Source organism: Endozoicomonas atrinae, from assembly GCF_001647025.1.
Taxonomy (GTDB): Bacteria; Pseudomonadota; Gammaproteobacteria; order Pseudomonadales; family Endozoicomonadaceae; genus Endozoicomonas; species Endozoicomonas atrinae.
The window spans coordinates 1-388 of the sequence record NZ_LUKQ02000810.1; the positions used below are offsets into that span (position 1 = coordinate 1).

Annotated in this window: 1 pseudogene; it reads left to right on the forward strand. The window is 67.5% G+C overall.

Features of this window, described 5'->3' with window-relative positions:
• Positions 1 to 388 (forward strand): annotated as a pseudogene (locus AK963_RS34550) (hypothetical protein); the annotation flags it as partial.

Sequence of the window (388 nt, forward strand, 5' to 3'; positions counted from 1 at the left end):
CCGGCACCACCAGTACTGGCAGCGGCACACCTGACACGGTGACCACCGGCACCGGGGAAAGCCCGGTCATGGGATCCGGCACCACCAGTACTGGCAGCGGCACACCTGACACGGTGACCACCGGCACCGGGGAAAATCCGGTCATGGGATCCGGCACCACCAGTACCGGCAGCGGCACACCTGACGCGGTGACCACCAGTACTGGCAGTGGCACACCTGACACGGTGACCACCGGCACCGGGGAAAGCCCGGTCATGGGAACCGGCACCACCAGTACTGGCAGCGGCACACCTGACACGGTGACCACCGGCACCGGGGAAAGCCCGGTCATGGGATCCGGCACCACCAGTACTGGCAGCGGCACACCTGACACGGTGACCACCGGCAC